We start from the raw sequence: 25,301 nt of genomic DNA on the forward strand, positions 1-25,301 counted from the left end.
GGGGAGGTGACGACATGTCGACCGCTGCCGCACCGCCGGCCGGCGCGACCCGCGAGGACCTGGCGCGGCTGGAACAGCACTGGGGTGAGCGGCCGTCCCTGGTCGCCTGGTTCGGCACCGTCGACCACAAGAAGATCGGGCGGCGCTACCTGGTCACCGCCGGACTGTTCTTCGCCCTCGCCGGGACCAGCGCGCTGGCGATGCGCACCCAACTGGCCCGCCCCGAGTCCACCCTGCTCTCCCCGGACGAGTACAACCAGCTGTTCACCATGCACGGCACGGCGATGATCTTCCTGTTCGCCACCCCGATGCTCTTCGGCTTCGGCAACTACCTGGTCCCGCTCATGATCGGTTCGCGGGACATGGCGTTTCCGAAGCTGAACGCGCTGGGCTACTGGATCTTCCTCTTCGCCGGGCTGTTCATGTGGGCCAGCCTGCCCTTCGGCGCGGCCCCGAACGCCGGCTGGTTCGCGTACGTGCCGTTGGCCGGTGAGCAGAGCCTGCCCGGGTTGAACATCGACGTCTACACCCTCGGGCTGCTGTTCCTCGGCATCGCCACCACCGCCGGCTCGATCAACTTCATCGTCACCGCGCTGAAGCTGCGGGCCCCCGGCATGTCGCTCGACCGGGTGCCGCTGTTCGTCTGGGCGATCGTCGCCACCGCGTTCATGGTGATCTTCGCGTTGCCCGCGTTGAACCTGGACAACGCGATGCTGTTCCTCGACCGCCGCTTCGGCACCCACTTCTTCGACCCGGAGGCCGGCGGAAACGTGCTGCTCTGGCAGCACCTGTTCTGGATCTTCGGCCATCCAGACGTCTACATCATCGTGCTGCCGGCACTGGGCATCGTCTCGGCGGTGCTGCCGGCCTTCACCCGCCGGGGCGTGGTCGGCTACGCGCTGATCGTGCTCTCCATCGTGTCCATCGCGATCATCTCCTTCGGCGTGTGGGTGCACCACATGTTCGCCACCGGGCTGCCGCAGCTGTCCTACAGCTTCTTCAGCGCGGCCAGCACGATCATCACCATCCCGTCGGGCATCCAGATCTTCGCCTGGCTGGCCACCATGCTGCTGGGCCGGCTGGTCCTCCGGGTGCCGATGTTGTTCCTGATCGGATTCCTGGTGACCTTCGTGGTCGGCGGCTTCACCGGCGCCATGTTCGCGATCACCGCCTTCGACCAGCAGATCACCGACTCGTACTTCGTCGTGGCGCACTTCCACTACGTGCTCGTCGGCGGCGCGCTGTTTCCGATCCTCGCCGGCATCTACTACTGGCTGCCGAAGATCACCGGCAGGATGTACCACGAGCGGCTCGGCCGGTGGGCCTTCGGGTTGGTGTTCACCGGCATGCAGGTCACGTTCTTCCCGATGCACCTCTACGGCCTGTGGGGCATGCCCCGACGCGTCTACACCTATCCCGCAGAGCTGGGCTGGGAGCGGTGGAACCTGGTCAGCACAGCCGGCGCGTACCTCCTCGCGGTCGGGCTGCTGCTCGTGCTGATCGGGGTCGGGCACGCGATCCGGCGCGGCCGGCCCGCCCCGGCCGATCCGTGGGGCGGGGACAGCCTGGAGTGGGCGACCCCATCACCACCCCAGCCCTACAACTTCCCGGTGCTGCCGCGGGTGCACAGCCTGCACCCCGTGTGGGACGCCCGGAGCATGGAGTCGATGGGCGCGGGCGCCACGGGTGACCGGATCCTCGCCGACGGGCGGACGACGCTGATCACCAGCGAACTGGACGGCCGGCGCGAACGCACGGTCCAGATGCCCGAGGCCTCCCTGCAGCCGCTCCTGGTCGCCGTGGAACTGCTCGTCTTCTTCACCGCGATGTTGTTCGCCTGGTACCCGGTCGCCGCCGCCGCCGCGCTGGCCGTCGCCGCGACGCTGGCCGTCTGGCTCTGGCCGCCGCGCAGGCCGGAGGCGGAGCCGGGGGTGACCGGATGAGAGACGCCCGAGGCGGCATCGCGGCGGCTACCGGCGCCGAGGCGCTGACCACGGAACTGCCGGTCGGCCGCTCCATCGGCTGGTGGGGAATGGTCATGTTCGTCGCCACCGAGGCGACCCTGTTCGCCTACCTGCTCGGCAGCTACTTCTACCTGCGCTTCCAGCACGGTTCGCCGTGGCCCCCAGACGGAATCGCCGAGCCGGCGCTGCTGCGCCCGCTGGTGATGACCGCGGTGCTGCTGCCCAGCAGCCTGCCCCTGATCTGGGCGGAACGCGGCATCCGCACCGGGCAGCGCCGGCGGCTGAACACCGGCGTCGCCGCCACCCTGCTCCTCGGGCTGACGTTCCTGGCCCTGCAGGCCACCGAGTACGCCGAACTGCTGCGTGAGTTCACCGTGACCACCAACGTCTACGGCTCGCTGTTCTACGTCATCACCGGGTTCCACGGCCTGCACGTGCTGGTCGGGCTGACCATGCTGAGCCGGCTGCTCGCCGCCTCGCTGCTCGGCGGCGACCTTGGGGGCCACCGCCACGACCGCGTCCGCAACACGGCCATCTACTGGCACTTCGTCGACGCGGTGTGGGCCGCCATCCTGTTCACCGTCTACCTCTCGCCGTGGCTGTGATGAGCGTCCAGCCCGGTCAGCGCGCCCGCCTCGCCGGCGGGCTGCTGCTCTGGTACGGGGTCCTCGGCGGCGCGCTCGCCTGGGCCGTGCACCTGATCGTCGCGTGGGGCGTCGACGAACTCACCTGCGCCACCGGCTCCACGCGCGTCGGCGCCGTGCCGCTGCGCCTGGTCGTCACCCTGGCGGTGGTGCTGCCGGCGCTGGCCACCGTGGGATCGCTGCTCGCCGCCGGGCTGGCCTGGCGGCGCATCCGCCAGGACGGCGAGGACCGGTCTGTCTCCCGCACCAGGATGCTCGCCGTCGTGGGGATCTGGCTGAACCTGCTCTTCCTGACCATCATCGTCCTGGGCGGGGTCGCCCTGCTGGTGCTGGCGCCATGCCAGGGATGACCGCGACCGGCGGCGTGCCGCAGGAGGCGTCCGTCGTGGCCGGGCTGCTCGACATCCTGCTCGTGCTGACGCTGGCCCTGCTGGCCGCCGGCTACGGCCGCGGCGTGCACGAGCTCTGGGCGCGCCGCGGCGCGGGACGCGTCCTGCCGGGCTGGCGGGTGGCCACCTTCGGCCTCGGCGTGCTGGCCGCGCTCGCCGCGCAGGGCCCTCCGCTGACCGACCTGGCCGGGCGGTCGTTGACCGGGCACATGACCCAGCACATGGTCCTGCTGCTGGTCGCCGGGCCGCTGCTCGCCGCCGGCGCCGCCGGGCTGCCGCTGACCCTCGCCTGCCCGCAACCGCTACGGCAACGACTGGCCCGGCTCCGGGCCGCCCCCGCCGCCCGGTGGCTGCGCCGGCCGGTGACCACGGCTGCGCTGGCCGGCGGGGTGCAGACGCTGGTGCTGTGGGTCTGGCACCTGCCCGCGCCCTACGTCGCCGCCCTGCAGCAGCCGCTCGTGCACGCCGTCGAGCATCTCTGCTTCGTCACCGCTGCCTGGCTGCTGTGGGCGCCGGTGCTCGGCGCGCCGCGGCACCGCCTGCCCGCCCCGATCGCGGTGCTGCTCCTGGTCGCCACGATGCTGCCGGCCTCGGCGCTGGGCGCGGTGCTCACCTTCGCGCCGCGACCGGTCTACCCGGCCGAGGCGCTCGGCCCCGACCCGCTCACCGATCAACAGGTGGCGGGCCTGCTGATGTGGGCGCCGATGGACGTGGCCGTGCTGGTCGCGACGCTGACCATCTTCCTGCGCTGGCTGCTGCGCCTGCACCGGCAGAACCCGGACCGGGTGACCCCGCCGGAACCGAGCGGCCCGGTCGTCACCACGCGTACCAGGGCGAGGGCGCGATGACGCGAAGAACCCGGTCGCTGTGGCCGGTCCTGCTGGTGTTGCCGGTCGTGCTCGTCGCGCCCGGCTGCGCCAGCACCGCCCCGCCGCCACCGCCGGAGGTCCGCGTCGGCTTCCCCGAGCGCGGCGCACAGCTCATTGTCGAGCACGGTTGCGGCTCCTGCCACGTCATCCCGGGCATCGACCGGGCGAACGGGCTGGTCGGCCCGCCCCTGACCCGCTTCGGCGCCCGCTCCTACATCGCCGGCGCGTTGCCGAACAACGCCGACAACCTGCGGCACTGGATCGCCGACCCGCAGGCGGTCGAGCCCGGCACCGCCATGCCGGACCTGGGCATCGACCCGATCGACGCGCAGGACATCGCCGCCTACCTGTACACACTGGACTGAGGCCGTGGACCAACGAGCAACGATCACCGCCGGACGGGGCCGCAGGGTGCGGCTGCACCCCCGGCGGGCCCTCGCCGTCGGTGCCGTGCTGACGCTCGCCGCCGGACCCGGCGTCGCGGCGCAGCCCGACCCCCAACCGGCCACGTCCGCACCGGCCACGTCCGCACCGGCCACGCCAGCACCGGCCACGTCGGCGGCGTCCACGTCCGCACCGGCCGTGTCGGCACCGACGGACCACGGCGCCGAGCTCTACCGGCAGCACTGCGCCAGCTGCCACGGCCCGCAGGGCCAGGGCGCCCAGCGGGGGCCCTCCCTGATCGGTGTCGGGCCCGCCTCGGTCGACTTCCAGGTCTCCACCGGCCGGATGCCGCTCTCGACCGAGCAGCAGCAGCCCCGACGTGCCGAGCCGGTGTTCTCGGCCGGCGAGATCGCGGCGCTGGTCGGCCACGTCGGCACCTTCGGCGGCGGCCCGCAGATCCCCCAGGTCGCACCCGGCAGCGTCACCAACGGCCGGGAGATCTTCGCCGCCACCTGCGCACCCTGCCACGGCGCGACCGGGGCGGGCGCGTACCTGACCGACGGATCGATCGCCCCACCCCTGTACGACGCGACCGCGGTGCAGGTGGCCGAGGCGGTGCGGGTCGGTCCCGGTCTGATGCCGGTCTTTCCCAGCCAGGTTCTCAGCGACCAGCAGGTCAACGACGTGGTCACCTACGTGCGGAGGTTGCAGAGCGACCGGCTGGACCGGGGCGGGAACCCGTTGGGCCGGTTGGGCCCGCTGGCTGAGGGACTCGTGGCGTGGATCGTCGTGCTGGGACTGCTCGTCGCGGCGGCGCGCTGGCTGGGCGGGAGGGCTGGCGAGTGAGCGACAGCGGTGCACCGCCGCCCGACCGGGGTGTGACCCGCCGCATCGTCACGGCCTTCCTGGTCAGCGCCGCCGGAGCGGTCGGCTTCGCGGTGACCTACGTCCTCGGCGGCCAGACGCAGTGGGAGGGCGTCTCGCTCGCGGTGGCCTTCGCCGGTCTGGCCGTGGGGCTCGCGGTCTGGGGGCGGCGGCTCGTGCCGTCCGGCGGCTACGTCGAGGAGCACGCCGGGTTCACCCCTCCGCCGCGCACGCAGGCGCTGGCGGCGGCGGAGTTCACGGCCGAGGACAGCCCGCTGCGCCGCCGTGGCCCGCTCGCCGCGCTCGGGCTGGCGCTGACCGCCCTCGGCGTCACCGCGCTCTTCCCGCTGCGCTCCCTGCTGCCGTTCGACCGCGCCCGCCCGGTGACGGCACGGAAGGACACGCCCTGGGGGTCCGGTGTGCGGCTGGTGACCCGCGAGGGGCGACTGTTGCGCCCCGAGGACGTGCCGGCGGACACGATGGTCGTGGTCTTCCCGGAAGGCGACGTCGACGCCGGTGACGGGCCAGCCTTCGCGGTCCGTCTCGACCCGCGACGCTTCACCCGGCCACCGGCCGGCGGTCACCTCGACGGCTTGGTCGTCTACTCGCTGCTGTGCACGCACGCCGGCTGCCCGGTCCGCCTCTACCTGGCAGGTACCGGGCAACTGCTCTGTCCCTGCCACCAGTCCTCGTTCGACCTGCTCGCCGCGGCCCGTCCGGTGTCTGGCCCGGCCGCCCGAGCGCTGCCCGGGTTGCCGATCGAGGTCGGTCCGGACGGCCACCTGCGCGCCACCGGTGACTTCACCGCCCCACCCGGCGCCGGCTTCTGGGGCCGGCCGTGATCGTCGACCGGTTCGCCCGCGCCCTCGACGACCGGCTGCGGCTGTCTCCCGTCGCCCGCAGAGCCCTGGCCAAGGTGTTCCCCGACCACTGGTCGTTCATGCTGGGCGAGATCGCGCTCTACTCGTTCGTCGCGCTGATCCTCACCGGCGTCTACCTGACCCTCTTCTTCGACCCCAGCGCCGCCGACCGCGTCTACCAGGGCAGCTACGCGCCGCTGGACGGCGTCCCCACCTCCGCCGCGTACGCCTCGACGGTGCGGTTGAGCTGGGACGTGTCTGCCGGGTTGCTGATCCGGCAGACACACCACTGGGCGGCGCTGGTCTTCGTCGCCGCGATCGTGGTGCACCTGAGCCGGATCTTCTTCACTGGGGCGTACCGCAAGCCGCGCGAGATCAACTGGCTGATCGGCGTCACCATGCTGGCCCTGGCCCTGTTCAACGGCTTCACCGGCTACTCGTTGCCGGACGATCTGCTCTCCGGTATGGGCCTGCGGATCCTCGTCTCGGTGACGGAGTCCGTCCCGTTGGTCGGGCCGTGGCTGGCGTTCCTGGCTCTCGGCGGCGAGTTTCCCTCCGACGAGATGATTCCCCGGATGTTCGTCAGCCACGTGCTGCTGGTCCCGGCCCTCCTCGTCGCGCTGGTGTCGATCCACCTGGCGATCATCGTGCGGCAGACGCACAGCCAGTTCCCGGGTCCGGGACGGACCGAACACAACGTCGTCGGCTCCCGGCTCTGGCCCAGCTACGCCCTGCGCTCGCTGGCCCTGTTCGCCTGGGTGCTCGCCGTGCTGTTCGCCCTCGGCGGGCTGGTGCAGATCAACCCGGTGTGGATCTACGGACCGTTCGAACCGTCCGAGGCCACGTCCCCCGCCCAACCCGACTGGTACGTCGCCTTCGGCGACGGGGCGCTGCGCCTCTTCCCGCCGTGGGAGATCCGAATCGCCGGGTACCTCGTGCCCGCCCCGTTCGTCCCCGGGGTGGTGCTGGGCGGGCTGACCTTCCTCGCCCTGTACGCCTGGCCGTTCGCCGAGCGGCTGCGCACGAAGGACCGCCGGCCGCACCAACTGCTCGACCGCCCCCGCGACCACCCCGCGCGCACCGGCATCGGCGTAACCGCCATCACGTTCTACGGGGTGCTGACCGTCGCCGCGGGCGACGACATCGTCGCCCGGCTGCTGGACGTGCCGACCCATGACGTGCGCTCGCTGCTGCAGGTGCTGGTCCTGCTGCTGCCCGTGGCGGCCGGGCTGCTCGCGTACCTGGTGGCGCGGGCCCTGAACCGCGGCGACGCCGCCGGGATCGGCGATCTCACCCGCGCCGACCTGCGGCGGGCCGTCGGTGGGCCTCGCCGCGGCGGCGACGCGGGGCGGGCGGACCAGCCGCCCGAATCCGCCGCACAGGCGACCCTGCCGGGCGAGCGGATCGAGATGTGGTCCGAGGGCGACCTGTGGCGCTGGCGCTACCGCGACGACGCCCGGGACGTCACCATCCACGGCAACCTGTCGGGGGAGTCGGAGCAGGAGGTGGCCCGTGCGTCCCGGCTGGCGTACCCGGGGGTGGGCCGCGTCGTCGTTCCCGGGCCCCCGCCGCCGGCTCCCGGCCTCCGGTCCGCGCTGCGCCGCTGGGGCGACGCCGCGCTCGGGGTGTCCCTGCTGGTGACGGCCCTGGCCCAGCGGCGGCGGGCGCGCAAACCGGCCCGTTCCGGCCCGGACCGCGACGGGCCGGACGGGCGGTCGGGCCCGTCGGACTGACCGGTACGGCGATGACGGAATCGTGGTGGATTCCACGGAGTTGGACTCGGTGCGCTGACGCTCGTCGCCATCCTGGCCACCCCCGCCCGGACGGCCCGGATGCGTCAGGCCGCCGTGCCCTCGAGTCTGCTTCGGACAACGGCCGTCCCGCCGACCCGGGTCAGGATGCCCTCACGGGTGGTCGTCGCGGTGGCGAACACCAGGGACGGACGTCCGGCAGAGTGTCCCTGTTCGACTTCGACGCTGTTCCGGCCATGTGTCACATGAAGATGCGCGGCGAGGCATCCGCTGCTGTTGGCGTTGACCACATCCTCGCCGACTCCGATGGCGGGCGCGAACATGCGCGCCATCGCCCTGCCGTTGACCGGAGACATCGTGTAGGCAAAGCAGCCGAGGTAACCGAGGCGGCGGCATTCAGCGGCGAGCCGGGGCAGATCCGGTCGCAGCGAGCGCAGGATCGGCGCCGTCTTGACGGGCACGAGCAGTCGCGGCGTTCCCGGCGATGCGACGGTCGGGGTGTCGTTCGTGGCGATGGCGTCCGGCCCGATACCGAGGGCGCCGAGGACCCCGTCGAGGCCCGCGGGAACGCCGTCCTGAAGACCGATAAGGCCCTGGTCGAACCACACCTCGATGCCGTCGTCGCGCTCGACCGCCGTGGTGCCGAAGATGCGGCCGCCGGTCCGCTGGTGCCCGTGATGCTCTGTTGCCCCGCGACGGCGCAGCAGGAACGTTTGAGCGGCCACGGTGCCGTGCCCGCAGTTGGTGAGTTCGCCATGCGTGGTGAAGAACCGGACAGTGTCCGTGCCCGTGTCCACGAACGCCGCGTGTGAGGTGCCTGCATCGCGAACCGCCACGCGGCGTGCGCCATCGTCGAGCGCCGGGTCGTCGACCAGCACGGCGGTGGGGCTGCCGCCTTGTCCCCGGAGCGTGCAGGCGTCGACGATCGTCACATCGCGGCGGGAGAAGTTAGTCAAGCCGGCATTCCTTCGCCGGTAACTGCCGCGTGGCCGGCGAGGGCACCGGCCCAGTCGTCGGACCAGCGGACAAGTGGGGACAGCGCCTGGTGGGCGTCGTGCCCGAGCGCGCTGAGGGCGTACGCGGTATCCGGTTGCTGCTCGGCGATGCGGGCCTTCGGCAGCTCGGTCGGTCGGTGCTGCAAGTCGATTCCGCCCGCCTTCTCCAGCGCTTCGGTTTCCGACACGGTACCGCCTCGCGGTCGTTCGCCTTCGCTGCCGCCGACAAACGCAGCGCCCGGCACCGGCCTCGGGCCCGGCCACCTGGTCGTGGTGACCATCAGCGTTCACCGGGTGTGATTACTGTGGCAGAGCGCGGCAGCGGCAGTCGGCGAAGGTCGAAGGGCTTGGCTGGCGGGCTGCTGCTCAGCGCATCGATCGGTGGTCGTCCGCCAACCGGTCGGCGCCGGTGTTGAGGACCTGCAGTGCCGCGGTGTGCACGAGGCCGCTGCGCGCGAACAGCGCCGGCCCGGGGGCGGGCTGTGCCTGCCCGTCAAGCCCGCTGAAGCGCCCACCAGCCTCCTCGACGATGAGCGACGTAGCCGCGTAGTCCCACACCTGTCCCCGGGTCTGGACGGCGAGGTCCAACTGCCCGGACGCGACGAGCAGTGCAGCATGGGTGCTCCACGGCGCGGTCGACGTCATGGCACTCAGCGGTGCGATCATCTCGCGTTCAGCCTGGAAGAGTTCATCGTCGGTGGGAATCACGCCGAGTCGGCTTCCGCGCAGGATGTCCGGCCTGTCGCCGTCAACGGTGATCCGTCGCTCGTCGGTCAGTGTCAGTCCGGAGAAGTCCGCTTGGAACGCGCCGCCGCCCCGCTGCGCCCACCAGACTTTCCCCTGCGCGGGAACCGCGGCCACCCCGACGACGATCTCGCCAGCCTCTTCCAACGCGACGAGCACCAACCACCGGTTGTCACCGGCGACGAACAGCGCGGTGCCGTCTATCGGGTCGACGATCCAGCGACGGCTGCCCCCACCGCTCTGCCCGGCTTCCTCGCCCAGGACGGCGTCGTCGGGCCGCGTGTCGGCCAGGACCTCTCGGATGGCGGCTTCGACGGCGCGGTCGGCTTCCGTCACTACGCTGCCGTCCGACTTCAGCTGCCGGGGAAGCTGAGCGAGGGCCGCGAAATACCGCAGACCCACTGCGGCACCGGTCAGGGCGGCACGTCGAGCAAGCAGAAGGTCGTTTTCCATGGGCACTATCCTTGCCTATCTCGGGGCCACCGACCGCCCGCTTCCGCCCGTGCGAGGCGCGCTGAGCAGCTCTCCGGCGAGCATGGTGCGGGGCGATCTGCTCCAGCAGGTAGCTGGTCCTCGGGGCCGTGGGCTCCGCTCGGCCGCAGGCCGGCCGAGCGGAGCCCGGTCAGGGACCATCGGGTCAGCCGCCGAGGGGTACAAGGCCATGGACGAGCGTCGGGCCATCAAGGTCCTCCTCAATCCCTGACGAACCGCGCCACCCCTGGGAGGGCGACCGCCATGGCAGCGAACGCCGCGCTGAGTGAGTTCCAACGCGGAAAGGAACCAGTGATGGACAGGACGGCTGGCGCCAGCTTCGCGGGCAAGGTCGCATTCGTGACGGGTACGGCGAACGGGATCGGTCGCGCCACCGCGCTCGCGCCCCGTTTGGCCGAATCCGAGAACCCGCCGCACCCAAGGCAGGGCGGAACTGTTGACGTATCCGAGGCAGTTCTGGTCGTCGCATTCCTGAAGCCAGGGCCTGCTGCTGGAACCGTCGGCGAGACGAGTCCTACGACGGGTACGCCTACGCGGTCCGGCCGCCCACGTTGTCCACGCCGACACATCACTCCGCGAGGGAGGGCGCGGAGCGCGACAGTGCACGGGCCACGCCCTCCCCCTCACCGCTGAGTCCGGCGCCTCAGACCCGGGTGACCCGTACCGCGTCGGCGATCACGTATCCGCCGGCGCTGCTCCAACGGCTCACACCGACCAGGTTGCGGTCGGCGGCAGCGAGGTTGAAGGTGCCGATCGAACGCCAGACGCCGCCGTTGGTGCGCTGGTCCACGTGCACCGTCTGGTTTCCCGCCGCGGTGACGATCACGTACGGCGTCGCGCTGTTGTAGCCGGGGTCCGCCGGGTGCCGCACCTCGACGCGGTAGTTGCCGGACTGCGGAATGCTGACCTTGAACCATGCCGCGTCGCTCGCGGCCACCGGGTTGGCGAACCGATAGTCGGCTCCGTACCGCTGTGCCGAGTAGGTCGAGGTGCCCCAGTTGGTGCTCGCGCTGAAGCGACCCGCGGTGGCGTTGTCCACGATGGTGCTGTATGCGGGCGGGGGAGTGCTGCCGAGCCCCAGGTACTGCGCGATGCCTTGGGCGTGCCCGTGGGCGGTGGCGGTGATGAAGTCGGCCCGCTTGAGCAGGTTCGCGTCGGCGACGGTGTCGATGAACAGGTTCTCGGTGAGGACCGCCGGCATGGTGGTCTCGCGGAGCACGTGGAAGTTGGCCGTCCGCTGGCCCCGGTCGGCGACCCCACCGATCGTCCGCATGCCCGAGAGGACCCTCGAGTGCAGTGCGTTGTGCAGGTTGACCGTAGCCGAGTCCGCCGTCGGGTACCGGTAGCTTTCGAAGCCGGTGCCGCCGCCCGAGTTGATGTGGACGCTCACGAACAGGTCGGCGCCCCATGCGTTGGCGTCGTCGGTGCGGTAGGTGAGGCTGCGGGTGACGTCGGTCGTCCGTGACATCCGCACGTCGACGCTCCAGTTGGCCAGCAGGATGCTGCGCAGCTGCAGGGCGATGTCGAGGGTGAGTGCCTTCTCCTGCAGGCCGTTACCGACCGCGCCGGGGTCGGTGCCGCCGTGCCCCGGGTCGATGTAGACGCGGGGGATCGCGGCCCGGGCCTGGCCGGCGACGACGGGCGCGAATGCGGCGCCGGCCGCGGCGGCCAACAGAGTACGGCGCCGCAGGGGGGTGTTGCTGAGCATGGGTGCCTCTCAGACGGAGGGATGAGCACTGGGGGAGTTGTGAGGCGCCCACCACGGCACCGGTCTGGCGCCGTCTGCCTCCGCCCGGCGAACCTCGCGTACGTGAGCGTGCGCGATGACGCCACGTCGTCGAAGGGCCGCGTTCAGCGGTGGCATGCGCGCTCGGCCGACGTGGCGGCAACGTCTGCTGCCGCCGCCGGCAACGCGCGTGGAGTCCATGGAAGCCTCACGGCGGAGACTGTAACCACCGTCGATGTGTTCGGGAAGGACGTTTACGTGTTCGTGATCTTGGAAAGCGACCGGGCGCGCAGACGTTCTCGCCGGCGGTGGTCGTCCAGGTGTCCACGTCAGGTCCGATTCCCCCACTCGGCGAGCGAGGGCCGCGCTCAGGGTTCCGGGGGCGGCCGGTGCAGGCCGGCCGCGGCGACGGCCGCGCCGGCCAGGCCGGCGGCGGTGCAGGCGAGCACGCCCGCCGCCCCGGCGCCGGCGGCGAGCGCACCGGCGGCGCTCGGGATGAGCACCTGGCCGAGCCGGTTGCCGGTGAGGCGCAGGGACATCGCCCGGCCGCGCAGCCCGGGCGGCGCGGCCTCGGCCAGGAACGACATGGTCAGCGGTTGCCCGGCGCCCAGGCCCAACCCGGAGACCGTGACCACCACGGCCATCGCCCACAGCGGCAGGGGCGGCAGCAGCAGACCGAGACCGGCGGCGGAGATCGCGACGGTGCCGACGAGCAGCCGGCGCCGACCGACGGCGGCGACCAGCCGGCCGAGCAGCAGCCGCGAGGTCATCGACGCGACCGCCCGTAACCCCAGCAGCACGCCGATGGTGCCGGCGGCGATGCCCCGCTCCGCACCGAGGGCCGGCAGGTAGACCAGGGTGATGTCGACCGCCGCCAGGACGACGCAACTGACCGCGAGGGCACGCACCAGTCCCGGCTGCCGGAGCAGGCCGCCCAGCCCACCGGCGGCCGGCCCCGCCGCCTGCCGATGGTGCGCCGACGGACGGAGGAACGCGGCGGCGACCAGCAGGGGCAGGGTGAGCGCGGTGGCGCCGAGGAAGATCGCCCCGGTGTCCGGGATCGGGCGGTCACCGCCGAAGGCCACGATGAGGCCGGGACCGAGCGCCTGGCCGAGCGAGGCGGCGAAGGTGTAGTAGCCGAAAGCCGTGTCGTACCGGTCCGCCGCGGTGCGGTTGGCGACCAGCGCCTGTTGGCCGACCACCGCGAAGAGGTGGCCGGTGCCGAGGACCATGCTGGCCACGACCAGGCCGGCGACCGAGTCGGCGAACAGCACGAAGCAGGCGCCGGCGGCGGCGAGCAGACCCGAGCCGGCCAGCACGATCCGGTGTTCGCCGAACCGGTCGACCGCGTGGCCGGAGGGGACCGCGAGCACCAGCGGCACGACGGCGAAGCTGGCCCCGAGCACGCCGAGCCAGGCCGCCGGCACGTCCAGGTCCAGCGCCCGGTACGCGGACGCCGGGCGCAGCATGAAGGTGACCGCCTGCACCACGACGGTGTGGGCGAGCAGCAGGCCCGTCTGGGTACGCACGGGGACCCCGGTCAGCCCGGGGTCCCCGTGAACGGTGGTGGGCACTCCACTCAGTCGGCCTTCACCGCGAGGACCGGGCAGGGCACCCGAAGCAGGATCTCCTGTGCGGTCGAACCCATGATCAGCTTGCCCACGGGAGTGCGGTGCCGGATGCCGATCACCACCAGCGAGATCTCCTCCGTGTCGACGATCTCCGCGATCTCCTCGGCCGCGTCCCGCCCGCGCATCAGCTGGCGGACGGTGTGCGGCACCCCCTCGGCGGTCAACTCTCGCACCACCTGGGCCAGGTCGTCCTCCTGGGCGAAGCGCGGGTCGACGTAGGCGTCGCCGCGCGACGTGTTCACCACCAGCACCGGCTCGTCGCGGAACCGGGCCTGCTCCACGGCGGCCCGAAGGGCCGCCTCACCAAGGGCCGAGGGGACGTACCCCACCAGCACCGTCATCGGGTCACCAGCCTTTCGCGAACAGGTCGAACGACGAAGCGGCCGAGCACCGGCCAGAGCAGCACCACCAGGACCACGGCGTAGACCGTCCAGGACACCCAGCCGCCGATGAGGCCGTGCAGCTCGCCGCCGGAGAGCTGCAACGCCCGTCGGCCCTGCAACTCGGCGCGCGGGCCGAGGATCACCCCGACGATCAGCGGCAGGATCGGCAGCCCGAAGCGACGCATGCCGAAGCCGAGCAGGCCGAGGGTGAGCAGCAGGAAAAGGTCGAACGGCTGGGCGTTGACGGCGTACGCGCCCATCGAGGCGAAGAAGAGGATCCCGGCGTAGAGGTACGGGCGGGGGATCCGCAGCAGCCGCGCCCAGGCGGGCGCGAGCGGCAGGTTGAGCACCAGCAGCAGCAGGTTGCCCACGAAGAGGCTGGCGATCAACGTCCACACCAGGCCCGACTCCCGCTCGAAGAGCAGCGGGCCGGGCTGGATGCCGTACTGCTGGAAGGCGGCCAGCATCACCGCGGCGGTGGCGTTGGTGGGCAGGCCGATGGCCAGCATCGGCACCAGCGTGCCGGCGGCGGAGGCGTTGTTGGCCGCCTCCGGCCCGGCGACGCCCTCGATCGCGCCCCGGCCGAACTCCTCCGGGTGCCTCGTCAGCTTCTTCTCCGTGGCGTACGACAGGAACGTCGGGATCTCCGCCCCGCCGGCCGGCAGCGCGCCGAACGGGAATCCGTACGCGGTGCCGCGCAGCCACGGCTTCCAGGACCGTTTCCAGTCCTGCCTCCCCATCCACGGCCGTCCGACCGGGATCACCTCGGCGGCGCGGCGGCGCAGGTGCGCGGCGATCCAGAGCGCCTCGCCGACGGCGAAGATGCCGACCGCCACCACCACCACGTCGATGCCGTCGGCGAGCTGCGGGATGCCCAGGGTGAGCCGCTGCTGGCCGCTCACCGCGTCGATCCCGATCGTGCCGATGACCAGGCCGATCAGCAGCGAGGCGAAGCCGCGTACCCGGGACGCGCCGAGCACCGCGGTGACCGCCACGAACGACAGCAGCATCAGCGCGAAGTAGTCGGGCGCGCCGAGGCTGATCGCGAACCGCACGACCGGCGGGGTCACCACCACCAGCAGCAGGGTGGCGATGGTGCCGGCGACGAACGAGCCGATCGCGGCGGTGGCGAGAGCCTGCGCGGCCCGGCCCGCCTTCGCCATCTTGTTACCCTCGATCGCGGTGATCACCGAGGACGACTCGCCCGGGGTGTTCAACAGGATCGAGGTGGTCGAGCCGCCGTACATGCCGCCGTAGAAGATGCCGGCGAACATGATGAACGCCTGGGTGGGCTCCATCCCGTAGGTGACCGGCAGCAGCAGCGCCACCGTCATCGCCGGGCCGATCCCGGGCAGCACGCCGACGGCGGTGCCGATGGTGACCCCGAGCAGCGCGATCAGCAGGTTCATCGGGGTCACCACGTTGGCGAACCCGTCGAGCAGGTTTCCGAGGTTGTCCATCACAGGATCCCTTGCAGCACGCCCGCGGGCAGGTTCACGCCGAGCCCGATGGCGAACGTGTAGAAGGTGATCAACGACAGCGCGACGGAGATCAGCAGGTTGCGCACGTGGTGCCGGTTGCCCAGCGCGAACGCCGAACCCCAGAACAGCAGCGTCCCGCTGATCACCCAGCCCAGCCGGTCGATGAGCACCGCGTTGACTCCGAACGCGCCGATGAGCAGCAGCACCGTCCGCCAGTCGATCGGGGTGGTCAAGTCGACGTCCTCGCCGGCCTCCGGCTCCCCGGCGCCGCCACGGGCCACGTCCACCGCGTAGATCGCGGCGACGATCAGCAGCAGCACCCCGAGCAGGATCGGCACCGGCTTCGGGCCGATCGGGTCAGCGGTGCTGATCGCGTGCCCGGTGCGGGCCGCGTCGACGAGGACCAGCGCGCCGACGAGGGCGAGGAAGGCGCAGACGGCGTACTGGGCCCGGTCGCGGCGCGGTGTCGCGGCCGGTTCCGCGTCGGCCGGGGCGGGACCGCCCGGCACGGCCGTGGGCTCCGCCGGCCCGACCGGCGTACGCGCCGCGCCCAGCCGTCCCGCCGCGGAGGCGGGCGCCACGTCCGGGCCGGGAACCGTCGGCGTCCCGCCCGACGTGGCCGGGTCCGGACCGGTCGGCTGGCCCGGCACCGGCGCGGTGACCGGTCCGTCGGCGGCGCCCGGGCGGGGCGGCGGGTCGCCGCCCCGCTCCGGTCGGGTGGTCATGCCGGTCATGCCAGGCCGAGCTGCGCGAGCAGGTCCGCCACCGACTTGTCCTGCTCGGTGAGGAAGGTGGCGAACTGGTCGCCGGTGACGAAGGCGTCGGTCCAGCCGCGCTTGGTCAGCTCGGCCTTCCACTCGTCCGACTCGTGCATCTTCGTCAGCGCGTCGATCCAGACCTTCTTGTCGGCGTCGCTGATGCCGGGCGGCGCGACGATGCCCCGCCAGTTGGTGAAGACGAGGTCGATGCCGGACGACTTCAGCGTCGGCACGTCCTTGAGCGCGTCGATCGGAGCCGCGCTGGTGACCGCGAGGACCCGGATCTGACCGGCCTCGACCTGGTCGAGGAACTCGCCGAAGCCGCTGGCGCCGAAGGCGACCTTGCCGCCGAGCACGGCCGGCAGCAGCTCGCCGCCGCCGTCGTACGAGACGAAGTTGACCTGGCGGGGGTCGATGCCGACGGCCTTGGCGAGCTGCATCGGCAGCAGGTGGTCCGGGCCGCCGGGAGACGAGCCGCCGCCGACCGCGATGCCCTTGGGGTCGGCCTTCCACGCCGCGACGAGGTCGCCGATGGTCTTGTACGGCGAGTCCTTCGGCACCACGATGGCGCCGGCCTCCTCGATCATCTTGGCCAGCGGGGTGGTCTGGGTGAGCGTCGCCGACGACTTCGAGGTGTACGAGGCACCGACCACGCCCAGCCCCATCTGCATGGCGAGCTTGCCGTTGCCCTTCTCGTTCACCATGCGCTGCAAACCGACAGTGCCGCCCGCGCCCGGCAGGTTGAAGACCTGCACCCCGGTGGCGATCTTGGCGTCCTCCATCACCTTGGCCGCGGTGCGAGCGGTGGTGTCGTACCCGCCGCCGGGGGTGTTCGGCACCATGATCCGCAGTCCGGTGGCGGGTCCGCCGCCGGACCCGCCCTCGTTCTTGTCCGCGGTGGCACCGCAGGCGCCCAGCGCCAGCGCCGTGGCGACCGAGACGCCCATGACCAGCAGTTTTCTCCGAGTTGCCATCATGTTTCTCTTCCGTTTCGAAGGAGTCCGGCGGCAAGATGATGGCCTCCGGGCGAACCCTATGTCTGCGTTCTGTCACCAGCGGAAGTTGAGGTCTTTGTGGTCACGGTCACCCCCCGCCGTACGTTGGCCGGGCAGTTGCTCGTGCTCCAGCTCGCGATCATCGTGGTCGTGCTGGTGGCGGTGGCCGCCGTCTCGCTGGCCCAGTCCGCCGCCACCTTCAACCGGGTGGAGGGGCGGCGGGTGGCCGCCCTCGGCGAGCAGCTCGCCGGCAACCGGCTGCTGCGTGAGCGGATCAACCAGCCGGCGCCGGCGGAACTCGTCGCCCCGCTGGTGCAGAACGCGCTGACCCAGTCCGGGGTGACCTCGGTGACCGTGGCCGACGCCCGGGGCCGGGTGGTCAGCTCCACCGACCCGACGCTGGTGGGGAGCCCGCTCGAGCTCGGCGACCCCGAGGTGGCACGGGGCCGGAGCTGGTCCGGCGAGCTGGCGGTCGGCGACTCGCGGGAGCTGGTCGCCCAGGTGCCGGTGCTCGGCGACCGCAAGGACAACCTCGGGCGGCATCTCGGCGTGGTGATGATCGGGGAGGCGTCGCCCGGATGGTCCCAGCGGCTGGTGGGCGCCTCGTCGTACCTCTTCACCTACCTGGGCATCGCCAGCCTGCTCGGGGTCGTCGGCTCCTGGCTCCTGGCCCGCCGGATCAAGCGGCAGACCCTGGGCCTGGAGCCCCGGGAGATCGCCGGCCTGGCCGAGCACCGGGAGGCGCTGCTGCACGGCATCGCCGAGGGGGTGATCGCGCTGGACCCGCAGCAGCGAGTCACCCTGGTCAACGCGGTCGGCCGGCGGCTGCTCGACCTGCCCGAGCACTGCCTCGGCCGCACCCTCGCCGAGCTGAGGATCTCCGGCCGGCTGCGGGACGTGCTGGCCGGCGCCGACCACGAGCCGCAGGCCCGGGACGAGGTGGTGGTGCGCGCCGGCCGGGTGCTGGTGATGAACCGGATGACGGTCAGCAAGGACGGCCGTCGGCTCGGCTCGGTGACCACCCTGCGGGACCGCACCGAACTGGCCCGTCTGGAGCAGGAGATCGGTTCCTTCCGCAGCACCACCGAGCTGCTGCGCGCCCAGACCCACGAGTTCGCCAACCAGTTGCACACCATCTCCGGGCTGATCCAGATCGGCGAGCACGACGAGGTGGTCCGGTACGTCGACGCGCTGAGCCGGCACCGGGCCTCCCTCGACCTCACCGTCACCAGCCGGATCCAGGACACGGCGGTGGCGGCCCTGCTGATGGCGAAGTCGGCGCTGGCCGCCGAGCGCCGGGTGGAGCTGCGGATCTCCGAGCGGACCGGCCTGGACCGGTTGGAGCCGGCGGTCGCCGCGGACGTCGCGACGGTGCTGGGCAACCTGGTCGACAACGCCGTGGAGGCTGTGGCCGGCGGCCGGGAGAGCCGGACCCCGGTGCCGTCCGGCAGCCCGGACGGCACCGGAGCGGACGGCGGTGACGTCCCGGACGGGCCGGCCTGGGTGGAGGTCGAACTGCGCCAGGACGCCTCCTCGGTGGAGATCGTGGTCCGCGACTCCGGCCCGGGGGTGGCCCCGCAACTGGCCCAGGAGGTCTTCACGCACGGGTTCACCACCAAGGCGGCGCGCGGCGGCGAACGGGGCATCGGACTGGCGCTCACCCGGCTGGTCTGCCACCGTCGCGGCGGCGAGGTTGCGGTGACGAATACCGAGGAGGGCGCGATGTTCACGGCCCGGATGTCGGTGACCGGGGCAGTGGAGGTGAGCCGGTGATCGACGTACTGGTGGTCGACGACGACTTCATGGTGGCCCGGATCCACCGCGGCTTCGTCGAGCGCATCGACGGCTTCCGGGTGGTGGGCACGGCCAGCACGGGCGAGGAGGCGATCGCCGCCGTCGACGAGTTCCGCCCCGACCTGGTGCTGCTCGACCTCTACCTGCCGGACATGTTCGGCCTGGATGTGGTGACCCGGCTGCGGGCCGCCCGGCACGACTGCGACGTGCTGGTGATCAGCGCGGCCCGGGAGGCCGAGGCGGTGCGTCGGGCCGTCCGTTACGGCGCGGTCAACTACCTGCTCAAGCCGTTCGGCTTCGACGAGCTGCGGACCCGGCTGGAGCAGTACGCCGCCCGGCGCAACTCGTTGCGCGCCACGGTGGTCAGCGACCAGAACGACGTGGACCGGGTGCTGTCCCGCAGCGGCGCGCACATCGCCACCTCCGCGCTGCCCCGGGGCCTCAGTGGGGAGACCGCCGAGCTGGTGGAGCGCGCCCTGCGGGGGCACGCCGGGACGCTCTCCGCCGCCGAGTGCGCCAACGCGGTGGGCATCTCCCGGGTCAGCGCCCGTCGCTACCTGGAACACTTCGCCGACACCGGGCGGGCGGAGGTCAGTCTCCGGTACGGCTCCGCCGGCCGCCCGGAGCGTCGCTACGTCTGGGTCTCCTGACGATCGACGGCTCCGTGCCGCAGGCACCTGGCGCCCCCGGGGAGGCGCCTGGCCGGGCTCGCCGCGGTCGTCCCGGGACGATGCCGGCATCTGGCCCTTCCTCCCTGGAAGGACGTTTTCCTCTCTCCCGACGCTCTGTGCGAAGCATCGGCATTATGTGCTGAATGAGGAGAATGTCGGCTGTGGCACTGCTGGTGATCGCTGCTCTGGCGTCCGGCTGCGACGCGCCGCAGAGGGAGACGACAAGCGAACCGCCCAGCGCCGCCGCCACCAGCGCCGGACCCCGAAACACACTCACCGTGGTGGCGGCCGGTGACCTGCTCGTACACCCCGCGCTCACCGAGCAGGCAGCCACCGATGCGCGCCGAGCAGGACGCGACGGCCACGACTTCACCCAGGTGCTCGCCGCGGTCCGCGCCCGCGTGAGCGCCGCCGATCTGGCCATCTGCCACATGGAGACGCCCCTGGCCGAGCCCACCGGCCCGTTCACCGGCTGGCCGAACTTCAGCGTGCCCCCCGCACTGGCCGACGCCGCCGCGTGGGCAGGCTTCGACACCTGTTCCACCGCCTCCAACCACTCTCTGGACACCGGGGTCGAGGGCATCGCCCGTACTCTCGACAACCTCGACCGGGTGGGCCTGCGGCATACGGGCACGGCCCGGACCGCGGCGGAGAGCCAACGCCCGAATGTCATGGACGTGGGCGGCGTCAAGATCGGACACCTCTCGTACACCCTGAGCTTCAACGACATCCCGCTGCCGCCGGGACGGCCCTGGGCGGCCAACCTGATCGACGCGGACGCCATCCTCGCCGAAGCGCGGCGGGCCCGCGTCGCCGGCGCGGAGATCGTCATCCTGTCGATGCACTGGGGCACCGAGTACCAGAACGAACCGAACACCGACCAGGTCGACCTCGCGAGCCGGCTGCTGTCCTCGCCCGACATCGACCTGATCGTCGGCCACCATGCGCACGTGGTCCAGCCCTTCGAGAAGGTCGGCACAAAATGGGTCGCCTACGGCATGGGAAACCTGACCGCCCGGTTCGGTGACGGCTCGGCGGAAAACACTCAGGACGCGGTCGTGCCGGAGTTCACCTTCACCCGCACCCCGTCCGGTGGGTGGGAGGTCACCGGCGTGACCGTGCTGCCAACCTGGATGGAGTACCGACCGCGGGCCCGCGTCGTCGACCTGACCGCCGCGCTGAGCGACCCGGTGGTGCCCGCCCCGCGTCGGGCGCACTACGCCGCGATCGCACGGCGGATCAACGGATACGTCGACCTGCGGGATGCCTTCTCCGCCGGGCTGCGGATGCCGCACCAATGATCAAGTCGGCTTCACGTCCCCTTCACGCGCCCGTGTGGATGTTCCCTCTCACGAGGGAGGGGGCCACCCCTCATCGGGGAGGCGCGGCCCCGGGCAGGAGGCGGAGGCTAGGGGCATGATCAAGAAGAAATTGACGATCGGCGCCGGATGGTCGATGGCGGCCATCGGAGTCCTGCACGCCGCGGTCTTCCTGCCCCACCCCTACTGGAGCGAGTGGCTCACCGGCGGACTGCGCTCGGGCGAAGGCGGTGACGCGTCCCTGTCCGTGTTCTGGGCGCTGCCCGGGGGCTTCGTCGTCCCCCTGGTCCTGTTCGGCCTCCTGCTGGCGCGGCTGGGGCGGCGCGGCGAGCGCGCGCCGGCTTACGTCGGCTGGACAGTGGCCGGCTGGGCGGCCGGATGCGCACTGCTTGTCGGTCCCAGCGGCTTCCTGCTGGGCCTCATCCCGGCCGGGCTGCTCATCGCCGAAGACCTGCTGGCCCGCCGCGGGGGCGCCGGGCGCGGCGTAACGGGGCCGGCGGTCGGGCGGGAGGAGGCCGCGCGGCCACAGCGCTGATCGCCGCCAGTACCGCAGCCGCCGGTCGTGACCACCTGGGCAGCGTCTCCGTGCATGTCGCCGCTTCGCCACGCCATCCGTGGGAGCGTGCCCGACCGCCGTGCGGTGCCGAGGTGGGCCTGGTTCACCCGCGCCGGGACATGTCACCTCGACGGACGTGAACCGGACGGGGACCCCCCGTATCGGGTCAACCCGGCGGCTCTGCTGTAATCATCAGGCTTCGTACGCAGAGCGAGCGTTCGGCTCCGATGCGTTCGTCAATTGTCACATTCATGCAACGTAGCCGCCCCTTGACCCTCGCGCGGGCGCCGGGAAGCATCGATGAAGCGGCGTCCCGGGCCGTGGGGAGATACCCGGACCAGCCAAGGAGGACCATGTCGGTCAGCCCCGCCTCGTCGCGCGCCGGATGGCATACGTCCCAGCCCGCTGTTCCCGGTCGGCCCCCCGGCGGCCAGCGCCGCCCCGCCAACACGGCCGCCCCGATGCTCACGGTGACGCTGAACATCCCGCTGGCCTGCGAGGAGTCGCTGACCCCACCCGCCCGTCGGCTGCTCGAGGCCGCCCGGGAGATGCTCGAACGCGGCGAGGGCACCATCACGGCCGCCACCGTGGAGCGTCGGCCCGACGCCGTGCCGGCCGGCCGGCCGCCGTCCCGCCCGGCCACCGCCCCCACGATCCCCGCCCTGCACATCCTCGCCTCGTCCCGCTCCGTGCTGCGCGACGGCGAGCCGTTGTCGCTGACCCGGCTGGAGTTCGACCTGCTGCTGCACCTGGTCGCCCACCCCCGCCGGGTGTTCACCCGGTTGCAGCTGCTCAACGCGGTGTGGGGCTACGAGCACGCCGGGGTGCGCACGGTCGACGTGCACGTCCGCCGCCTGCGCGGCAAGGTCGGCGTCGACGTCCCGTTGGTCACCACCGTCTACGGCGTCGGCTACCGGCTGGCCGACGACGCCCGCGTCACCATCGACCGCAGCGGCTGACCTCGCGCCCGCAGTGGCCCGATCGCCGGCGAGTCGCGCCGGTCGCGACCGGGCGCGCTGCCCTCCCGGCCCCACCCCGCAGCGTGGCGGCCGGTGGGGCCGTCGGCCCACGGCGGGACATGCCGATCAGTCGCTAGAGCGCACTGACAGGTAACGGCACGATGGTCGGATGCGGATCCGTCCCATCACCCCGGACCGGCTGGTCACCGAGCTGACCGAGCGGTTCGCCGGCACCGTGAGCGCCGGGCGGCTGCGCGTGGCCGTCGACGGCCCGCCCGCCGCCGGCCCGGACGCGCTGGCCGCCGCGCTGGTCGACCCGCTGCGCGCGCTCGGCCGGCCCGTGCTGCACGTGCGCGCCGACGACTTCCTCCGCCCCGCCTCCGTCCGCCTTGAGCACGGCCGGACCAACCCCGACGTGTACTACGAGGGGTGGGTCGACGAGGCGGGGCTGCGCCGGGAGGTGCTCGACCCGGCCGGGCCGGACGGCTCCGGGCGGGTGCTGCCCTCGCTCTGGGACGCCCGCGCCGACCGGGCCAGCCGCGCCGCGTACGTCGACCTGCCACCCGGGGGCGTCCTGCTGGTCAGCGGGGCGCTGCTGCTCGGCGGAGGCCTGCCCTTCGACGTCACGGTCCACCTGGCGCTCTCCCCGGCGGCCCTGGCCCGGCGCACCGACCCAGCGCTGCGGTGGACGCTGCCCGCCTTCGCCCGGTACGCCGACGAGGTGGCCCCGGCCTCGTTCGCCGACGTCGTGGTGCGCGCCGACGACCCCCGACACCCGGCGCTGGTGGAGTCCGCGGTGTCCTCCTGACCGCCGCGACGTCCGGAAAAAGTGGCCGGTTTGATCGTCGGCGGGCCGGGGTATTCGGCCGGCTCACAGAGCACGGGTGATCCACCCGCGCGCAGACGACCACGGCCCGGGCGCACGCACCGGCGCCCCGGCGGACCTTGAGGCCCAGAAAGGCAGGCAGCGATGCTCGTCCACGACAAGGTCGGTACGGGCCGATCCCAGGCGGAGATCGACCAGATCCGGCGCTCCCTGCAGGCCCGCTACGACGAGCTGTCCGCGGAGTACGAGCAGGCGGTGCTGCAGAGCCAGGTGCTGCGGCTGGTGGAGGTCGGCGACACCGCCGGCGACGACCAGGCCGACAGCGGCACCAAGACGGCCGAACGGGACACCGCGCAGTCCCTGCTGCGGACCATCCTCGACCGCCGCACCCAGTACGAGCACGCCCTCACCAGGCTGGAGGAGGGCACCTACGGCTTCTGCGAGGGCTGCTCCGCGGCCATCCCGGTCGAGCGGCTGGAGATCTTCCCCTCCGCCACCACCTGCGTGCAGTGCAAGCAGAGCCGGGAGCGCCGGGCGGCCTGACGCGAGCGGTTGCGGGTCGGTCCGGGACGCGGTGGACTCCACCCATGGGTGAGATCAAGGTGGGCACCGCCTCCTGGACCGACCGCACGCTGCTGGACTCCGGCTGGTACCCGCAGACCGCCGACACCCCGGAGAAGCGGCTGGCGTACTACGCCCGGCAGTTCCCGCTCGTCGAGGTGGACGCCACCTACTACTCGCCGCCCGCCGAGCGGACGGCGCGGCTGTGGGCCGAGCGCACCCCGGCCGGCTTCACCTTCAACGTCAAGGCGTTCAGCCTGCTCACCGGGCACCCGACCCGGGTCGACGCCCTCTACAAGGACCTCCGGCCCGACACGGAGAAGAAGAACCTCTACCCGGACGACCTGCCGCCGCAGGCGTACGAGGAGGTCTGGACGCGGTTCCTCAGCGCGCTGGACCCGCTGGTCGAGGCGGGCCGGCTCGGCGCGCTGCTGTTCCAGTTCCCGCCCTGGTTCACCATCCGCCGGGACAACAAGCAGTACCTCCTGGAGGTGGCGAAGCGCTGCGCCCCGCTGCGCCCGGTCTACGAGTTCCGGCACGCCTCCTGGTTCGCCGGCGACAACGCCGACGAGACGCTCGCCTTCCTGCGCCAGCACCGGCTGGCGTACGTCTGCGTGGACATGCCGCAGGGGCACCGCTCGTCGGTGCCGCCGGTGCTGGCCGCCACCGCGGACCTGGCGGTGGTCCGCTTCCACGGGCACAGCGACAAGTGGACCAGCAAGGACATCCACGAGAAGTTCGGCTACCGCTACTCCGCCCGGGAGTTGCGCGACTGGGCGCCGAAGCTGCGCGAGCTGGCCGACTCCACCGAGCAGACCCACGTTCTCCTCAACAACTGCTACCGCGACTATGCGCAGACCAACGCCGCCACCCTCGCCGGGCTGCTCGACGCCGGCTGAGCCGCGCCCTGCTCTCATCCCGTCCGGGTGAAGCCCGCTCACCCCGCCGCCGCGCAGCATGGACGGTGCGTGCGGTCGACCGCGACCGCGGAACCGACACCACGGAGGTGGCTGGAGATGACGGTTCGGGTGGTACCGGATCGACGACGCGGCGCCGTGCTGCACGTCGTCGGGTCGTCCGGCGACGCCCGGTGGGTGCCGCGCGCCGACCGGGTCAGGCCGACCCGGCAGCCGCGCGGTCCGGTGGGGCCGCCGCGACGTGACGACGACCGACGGTGGGAGACCGACGTACGGGGGTGGAGAGATGGCTGAGCAGTTGCAGTCGGCAATCGAGTCCTCGATGCAGAAGACCAACGAGATGTTGAGGGACATCGAGCAGGCCTACGGCTGGCCGAAGGAGCAACGCAACCAGTCCTACTGCGCGATGCGCACGGTGCTGCACCTGTTGCGCGACCGGATGCCGGTGCAGGAGAGCGTGGAGTTCGCCGCGCAGTTGCCGGTGGTGGTGCGGGGGATCTACTTCGACGGCTGGAAGCCGATGGACGTGCCGGTCAAGCTGAACCGGGACGACTTCCTGCTGGAGGTCCGGCAGCGCTTTCCGTACGACGTCGAGGGCGGCCCGGAGCGGGTGGTGCAGGTGGTGCTGGACACCCTGCGCCGGCACGTGACCCAGGGCGAGTGGCAGGACGTGAAGGACACCATGCCCAAGGACATGGCCCGGATGATTCCCTGACGGGCGCGTCGACGAGGGCTCGCTCCACCGGCGTGGGGCGGGCCGCTCGCGCG

26 protein-coding genes are annotated in these 25,301 nt (G+C 72.3%); 17 read left to right on the top strand and 9 right to left on the bottom strand.

All coding sequences use genetic code 11. The features are described from left to right. The first annotated feature begins 14 nt into the window (after nt 1–14). The 8 genes from ctaD to ACGFZ2_RS03135 are packed head-to-tail and all read left to right on the top strand — an operon-like array spanning nt 15 to nt 7,707. Entirely contained in the window at nt 15–1,943 is a 1,929-nt protein-coding gene (gene ctaD / locus ACGFZ2_RS03100; protein WP_393449580.1) for a cytochrome c oxidase subunit I, read from the top strand. Beyond that, nucleotides 1,940–2,569 (top strand): heme-copper oxidase subunit III, encoded by a 630-nt coding sequence (locus ACGFZ2_RS03105; protein ID WP_393449583.1) that lies wholly within the window; start codon nt 1,940–1,942, stop codon nt 2,567–2,569. Before ctaD ends, ACGFZ2_RS03105 begins: the two co-directional genes overlap by 4 nt. Continuing rightward, nucleotides 2,569–2,958: a hypothetical protein gene (locus ACGFZ2_RS03110; RefSeq protein WP_393262383.1), complete on the top strand. Its 390-nt coding sequence runs from the start codon at nt 2,569–2,571 to the stop codon at nt 2,956–2,958. The genes ACGFZ2_RS03105 and ACGFZ2_RS03110 overlap by 1 nt, the downstream gene beginning before the upstream one ends. Then, on the top strand, nt 2,946–3,845 hold the full coding sequence (locus ACGFZ2_RS03115; RefSeq protein ID WP_393449586.1) for a cytochrome c oxidase assembly protein: 900 nt from the start codon (nt 2,946–2,948) through the stop codon (nt 3,843–3,845). Before ACGFZ2_RS03110 ends, ACGFZ2_RS03115 begins: the two co-directional genes overlap by 13 nt. Then, entirely contained in the window at nt 3,842–4,231 is a 390-nt protein-coding gene (locus ACGFZ2_RS03120; protein ID WP_393449589.1) for a c-type cytochrome, read from the top strand. Before ACGFZ2_RS03115 ends, ACGFZ2_RS03120 begins: the two co-directional genes overlap by 4 nt. 4 nt (nt 4,232–4,235) lie before the next feature. After that, nucleotides 4,236–5,096, top strand: a complete 861-nt coding sequence (locus ACGFZ2_RS03125) for a c-type cytochrome (RefSeq protein ID WP_393262374.1) — start codon at nt 4,236–4,238, stop codon at nt 5,094–5,096. Next, the gene (locus ACGFZ2_RS03130) at nt 5,093–5,956 is read left to right on the top strand and encodes a ubiquinol-cytochrome c reductase iron-sulfur subunit (RefSeq protein ID WP_393449592.1); all 864 of its coding nucleotides are present in this window, start codon (nt 5,093–5,095) and stop codon (nt 5,954–5,956) included. The genes ACGFZ2_RS03125 and ACGFZ2_RS03130 overlap by 4 nt, the downstream gene beginning before the upstream one ends. Beyond that, nucleotides 5,953–7,707 (top strand): cytochrome bc complex cytochrome b subunit, encoded by a 1,755-nt coding sequence (locus ACGFZ2_RS03135; protein WP_393449595.1) that lies wholly within the window; start codon nt 5,953–5,955, stop codon nt 7,705–7,707. Before ACGFZ2_RS03130 ends, ACGFZ2_RS03135 begins: the two co-directional genes overlap by 4 nt. Before the next feature lie 104 nt (nt 7,708–7,811). Here the strand turns inward: ACGFZ2_RS03135 and ACGFZ2_RS03140 are convergent, their stop codons facing one another. The 9 genes from ACGFZ2_RS03140 to ACGFZ2_RS03180 all read right to left on the bottom strand — a co-directional run bounded on the left by ACGFZ2_RS03140 (nt 7,812) and on the right by ACGFZ2_RS03180 (nt 16,909). Further along, entirely contained in the window at nt 7,812–8,681 is an 870-nt protein-coding gene (locus ACGFZ2_RS03140; RefSeq protein WP_393449598.1) for a PhzF family phenazine biosynthesis protein, read from the bottom strand. Further along, on the bottom strand, nt 8,678–8,908 hold the full coding sequence (locus ACGFZ2_RS03145; protein ID WP_393449601.1) for a hypothetical protein: 231 nt from the start codon (nt 8,906–8,908) through the stop codon (nt 8,678–8,680). Before ACGFZ2_RS03145 ends, ACGFZ2_RS03140 begins: the two co-directional genes overlap by 4 nt. A 178-nt stretch (nt 8,909–9,086) precedes the next feature. Continuing rightward, entirely contained in the window at nt 9,087–9,917 is an 831-nt protein-coding gene (locus ACGFZ2_RS03150; RefSeq protein ID WP_393449604.1) for an inositol monophosphatase family protein, read from the bottom strand. Nucleotides 9,918–10,599: 682 nt separating this feature from the next. Next, nucleotides 10,600–11,664, bottom strand: a complete 1,065-nt coding sequence (locus tag ACGFZ2_RS03155; RefSeq protein ID WP_393449607.1) for an N-acetylmuramoyl-L-alanine amidase — start codon at nt 11,662–11,664, stop codon at nt 10,600–10,602. A gap of 386 nt (nt 11,665–12,050) precedes the next feature. Continuing rightward, nucleotides 12,051–13,211, bottom strand: coding sequence for an MFS transporter (locus tag ACGFZ2_RS03160; RefSeq protein ID WP_393449610.1), 1,161 nt, complete (start codon nt 13,209–13,211; stop codon nt 12,051–12,053). Nucleotides 13,212–13,261: 50 nt separating this feature from the next. Beyond that, entirely contained in the window at nt 13,262–13,654 is a 393-nt protein-coding gene (locus ACGFZ2_RS03165) for a universal stress protein (protein WP_393262355.1), read from the bottom strand. Next, entirely contained in the window at nt 13,651–15,156 is a 1,506-nt protein-coding gene (locus ACGFZ2_RS03170; protein ID WP_393262352.1) for a tripartite tricarboxylate transporter permease, read from the bottom strand. Before ACGFZ2_RS03170 ends, ACGFZ2_RS03165 begins: the two co-directional genes overlap by 4 nt. Further along, nucleotides 15,156–15,902: a tripartite tricarboxylate transporter TctB family protein gene (locus ACGFZ2_RS03175; protein ID WP_393449613.1), complete on the bottom strand. Its 747-nt coding sequence runs from the start codon at nt 15,900–15,902 to the stop codon at nt 15,156–15,158. Before ACGFZ2_RS03175 ends, ACGFZ2_RS03170 begins: the two co-directional genes overlap by 1 nt. 5 nt (nt 15,903–15,907) lie before the next feature. Then, complete coding sequence (locus tag ACGFZ2_RS03180) at nt 15,908–16,909, bottom strand: Bug family tripartite tricarboxylate transporter substrate binding protein (protein ID WP_393449616.1); 1,002 nt, start codon at nt 16,907–16,909, stop codon at nt 15,908–15,910. A 99-nt stretch (nt 16,910–17,008) separates the two neighbouring features. On the opposite strand from ACGFZ2_RS03180, the gene ACGFZ2_RS03185 reads away from it, so the two are divergent. From ACGFZ2_RS03185 to ACGFZ2_RS03225, 9 genes are all read left to right on the top strand, one after another. After that, entirely contained in the window at nt 17,009–18,703 is a 1,695-nt protein-coding gene (locus ACGFZ2_RS03185; protein WP_393449619.1) for an ATP-binding protein, read from the top strand. After that, entirely contained in the window at nt 18,700–19,374 is a 675-nt protein-coding gene (locus ACGFZ2_RS03190) for a response regulator (protein ID WP_393449622.1), read from the top strand. The genes ACGFZ2_RS03185 and ACGFZ2_RS03190 overlap by 4 nt, the downstream gene beginning before the upstream one ends. 173 nt (nt 19,375–19,547) lie before the next feature. Next, entirely contained in the window at nt 19,548–20,696 is a 1,149-nt protein-coding gene (locus ACGFZ2_RS03195) for a CapA family protein (protein WP_393449625.1), read from the top strand. Nucleotides 20,697–20,811: 115 nt separating this feature from the next. Continuing rightward, a complete protein-coding gene (locus ACGFZ2_RS03200; protein ID WP_393449628.1) occupies nt 20,812–21,249 on the top strand; it encodes a DUF6463 family protein in 438 nt (145 codons plus the stop codon). Nucleotides 21,250–21,623: 374 nt separating this feature from the next. Next, complete coding sequence (locus ACGFZ2_RS03205; protein WP_393449631.1) at nt 21,624–22,229, top strand: winged helix-turn-helix domain-containing protein; 606 nt, start codon at nt 21,624–21,626, stop codon at nt 22,227–22,229. Nucleotides 22,230–22,398: 169 nt separating this feature from the next. Further along, nucleotides 22,399–23,037: a uridine kinase gene (locus ACGFZ2_RS03210; RefSeq protein WP_393449634.1), complete on the top strand. Its 639-nt coding sequence runs from the start codon at nt 22,399–22,401 to the stop codon at nt 23,035–23,037. 162 nt (nt 23,038–23,199) lie between these two features. Then, nucleotides 23,200–23,598 carry a TraR/DksA family transcriptional regulator gene (locus ACGFZ2_RS03215; protein ID WP_393262331.1) on the top strand — a complete coding sequence of 133 codons (399 nt, stop codon included), beginning with the start codon at nt 23,200–23,202 and terminating at the stop codon, nt 23,596–23,598. A 44-nt stretch (nt 23,599–23,642) separates the two neighbouring features. Further along, nucleotides 23,643–24,515 carry a DUF72 domain-containing protein gene (locus ACGFZ2_RS03220; RefSeq protein ID WP_393449637.1) on the top strand — a complete coding sequence of 291 codons (873 nt, stop codon included), beginning with the start codon at nt 23,643–23,645 and terminating at the stop codon, nt 24,513–24,515. Between the two features lie 304 nt (nt 24,516–24,819). Beyond that, nucleotides 24,820–25,248, top strand: a complete 429-nt coding sequence (locus tag ACGFZ2_RS03225) for a DUF2267 domain-containing protein (protein ID WP_357695769.1) — start codon at nt 24,820–24,822, stop codon at nt 25,246–25,248. Nucleotides 25,249–25,301 lie beyond the last annotated feature (53 nt).

Source organism: Micromonospora sp. NPDC048063 (genome assembly GCF_043202855.1).
Classification (GTDB): domain Bacteria; phylum Actinomycetota; class Actinomycetes; order Mycobacteriales; family Micromonosporaceae; genus Micromonospora.

Bases quoted from the DNA above. Each gene is read 5' to 3' on its own strand.
- ACGFZ2_RS03110 (WP_393262383.1), top strand. From the start codon at position 2,569: ATGAGCGTCCAGCCCGGTCAGCGCGCCCGCCTCGCCGGCGGGCTGCTG.
- ACGFZ2_RS03120 (WP_393449589.1), top strand. From the start codon at position 3,842: ATGACGCGAAGAACCCGGTCGCTGTGGCCGGTCCTGCTGGTGTTGCCG.
- ACGFZ2_RS03170 (WP_393262352.1), bottom strand. From the start codon at position 15,156: ATGGACAACCTCGGAAACCTGCTCGACGGGTTCGCCAACGTGGTGACC.
- ACGFZ2_RS03180 (WP_393449616.1), bottom strand. From the start codon at position 16,909: ATGGCAACTCGGAGAAAACTGCTGGTCATGGGCGTCTCGGTCGCCACG.
- ACGFZ2_RS03175 (WP_393449613.1), bottom strand. From the start codon at position 15,902: ATGACCACCCGACCGGAGCGGGGCGGCGACCCGCCGCCCCGCCCGGGC.
- ACGFZ2_RS03155 (WP_393449607.1), bottom strand. From the start codon at position 11,664: ATGCTCAGCAACACCCCCCTGCGGCGCCGTACTCTGTTGGCCGCCGCG.
- ACGFZ2_RS03105 (WP_393449583.1), top strand. From the start codon at position 1,940: ATGAGAGACGCCCGAGGCGGCATCGCGGCGGCTACCGGCGCCGAGGCG.
- ACGFZ2_RS03115 (WP_393449586.1), top strand. From the start codon at position 2,946: ATGCCAGGGATGACCGCGACCGGCGGCGTGCCGCAGGAGGCGTCCGTC.
- ACGFZ2_RS03215 (WP_393262331.1), top strand. From the start codon at position 23,200: ATGCTCGTCCACGACAAGGTCGGTACGGGCCGATCCCAGGCGGAGATC.
- ctaD (WP_393449580.1), top strand. From the start codon at position 15: ATGTCGACCGCTGCCGCACCGCCGGCCGGCGCGACCCGCGAGGACCTG.
- ACGFZ2_RS03205 (WP_393449631.1), top strand. From the start codon at position 21,624: ATGTCGGTCAGCCCCGCCTCGTCGCGCGCCGGATGGCATACGTCCCAG.
- ACGFZ2_RS03210 (WP_393449634.1), top strand. From the start codon at position 22,399: ATGCGGATCCGTCCCATCACCCCGGACCGGCTGGTCACCGAGCTGACC.
- ACGFZ2_RS03220 (WP_393449637.1), top strand. From the start codon at position 23,643: ATGGGTGAGATCAAGGTGGGCACCGCCTCCTGGACCGACCGCACGCTG.
- ACGFZ2_RS03200 (WP_393449628.1), top strand. From the start codon at position 20,812: ATGATCAAGAAGAAATTGACGATCGGCGCCGGATGGTCGATGGCGGCC.
- ACGFZ2_RS03195 (WP_393449625.1), top strand. From the start codon at position 19,548: ATGTCGGCTGTGGCACTGCTGGTGATCGCTGCTCTGGCGTCCGGCTGC.
- ACGFZ2_RS03165 (WP_393262355.1), bottom strand. From the start codon at position 13,654: ATGACGGTGCTGGTGGGGTACGTCCCCTCGGCCCTTGGTGAGGCGGCC.
- ACGFZ2_RS03225 (WP_357695769.1), top strand. From the start codon at position 24,820: ATGGCTGAGCAGTTGCAGTCGGCAATCGAGTCCTCGATGCAGAAGACC.
- ACGFZ2_RS03150 (WP_393449604.1), bottom strand. From the start codon at position 9,917: ATGGAAAACGACCTTCTGCTTGCTCGACGTGCCGCCCTGACCGGTGCC.